Here is a 2,056-nt window from a genome sequence, read left to right on the forward strand (position 1 = left end):
GTACCTCGTGTTTTACTCCGGGAAGCTTCCGCTAGAGAAGTGTTAATGACCCTTGCTAACTATGCCGGTTATAACGTCGTTTTCACCAGCGCCCAGGGGGAAACTAACGCCACCTCTCAGACAGTTTCCTTGGAATTTACTAACGAATCGGTGGAAAGCATTTTTAACGCCGTGTTGTTAGTTTCTGGACTCCAGGCCAACCGTCAGGGTACAACTATCTTTGTTGGGGCGCAATTACCCCAAGGCGCTCGTAATCTGATTAGCCGCACCCTGCGTCTCAACCAAGTTAAATCTGTCGCCGCCGCCACTTTCCTCGCTACCCAAGGGGCAGAATACCAGCGTTTAGTTACCCAAACCGAGGATATCGTCGATCCCCTCACCGGACGAGTCATCGGTCGCCGGGATGTTCCTCCCACCCTAGAGCCACTGGCCCCCCAAGAAACGAAAGGCTCAAAAGCTGCCTTACTTTTAACTGGTTTAAGAGTTGCCGCCGACGAGCGCCTTAATTCTATCAATTTAATCGGCGAAGCGCGGCAAGTCCAGATCGCCACCTCTTTATTAACCCAACTAGATGCCCGTCGCCGTCAGGTGGTAGTTAATGTCAAAGTTATCGATGTCAACCTACTCAATACAGACCGTTTTAACAGTAGTTTTTCCTTCGGTTTTAACGATGGTTTCTTTGTTCAAGATAACGGGGCGGCAGTGCTGAACTTTGGTAATATGAACCCACCTAGTAGCTCAACTGTAGGCAGACCGGGGGCTTTTGCACAGCCTGTTGTGCCGATTTTCGATATCATATCGGGTACGGGGACAGCAGAAATTCAACCTTTTATTGACATTCAGAATGGCGCTCCTTTTGGCCGTGTTAACCAGGGACCGAATGACTTTTTAGGGGGTCTAACACCCTACTCGCGCCCTAGTTTTGGTCGCACTGTTAACCCCTTTCAACCCGGTTTGAGTGATATTAATATTGACCCAGAGACGGGAATAATAGAGTATGAATACGAACCCCCGACCCTATTCCAGTATCCCCAAAAATTCCTGATGACCCTGCAAGCCTCAATTCAGACAGGAAATGCCAAGATTCTCACCGATCCCTCCCTAGTGGTGCAGGAAGGTCAACAGGCCACCGTTAAGCTCACCGAGAAAGTGCTAGAAAGTGTGGAGACAAGTGTAGATCCTCTCAGTGGCGAACGCACCACTGTCCCTGTACTGGCCGATGCTGGATTAACTTTAGCGGTAAACATCGATCAGGTGGATGATAACGGCTTTATTTCCCTGTCGGTTAGCCCTACCATCGGCTCTCCGGGGTCTCCAATTCAATTTGATAGCGGTGGTGGAACAGTCAACACCCTTACCCCTCTGATTCGTCGGGAATTGACTTCTGGTTTAATTCGTCTCCGGGATGGACAGAGTTTAATTCTTTCCGGCATTATCCAAGAGCGCCAACAGAGTTCTGAGACAAAAGTGCCTATTTTAGGGGATATTCCCATTTTAGGGGCTTTATTCCGCAGTCGTACCAATCGCAACGATCGCTCGGAGGTGATTATTCTCCTCACTCCCAAAATCATCGAAGATACGGCCACCTCTACCCTCGGCATCAACTATCAACCGGGCCAAGATGCGGCGGAAATGCTTCAGCGTCAAGGTTTCCCCGTGCAGCCGCGACAGTAATCAGTAATCAGTTATATAGGGCTGGCTGAATAAATCTTAAAACCTTGTTGGATAAGACTTTTAGACTTTTTGTCAATCAAAAAGTACCAGGCATGGGAGTGATCAGGGGGCAAATTCAGGGACTTTTTCCCTGAAAATGGGTAAAACCCCACACCCTGCCCCACGAAAAACTTTTTCAGCAAGCCCTAACCTGCATTATTCATGAACCAAAAAACAAGGAACCCGAAAAACTGGATTTACATCCAGTTTTTTTGGGGGTTAAATAAGTAGGGTCTGCTGAAAAAGTTTTTCCTGGGGGTAGGAGTCAGTAGCCGGTCGTCAGGAGTCGGTCGTTTCAGGCTTTGTTGCCCTTGTTTTTTGTACCAAGCGATGTACCACAAGA

At 48.4% G+C, this 2,056-nt stretch carries 1 protein-coding gene; it reads left to right on the forward strand.

Features of this window, described 5'->3' with window-relative positions:
- Positions 1-1,674 (forward strand): secretin GspD/PilQ domain-containing protein (locus tag PX481_RS24560; RefSeq protein WP_288096555.1); only part of this gene is annotated, 1,674 nt, incomplete at its 5' end.
- Positions 1,675-2,056: the final 382 nt, after the last annotated feature.

This window comes from Microcystis sp. M53603_WE2, assembly GCF_030065435.1.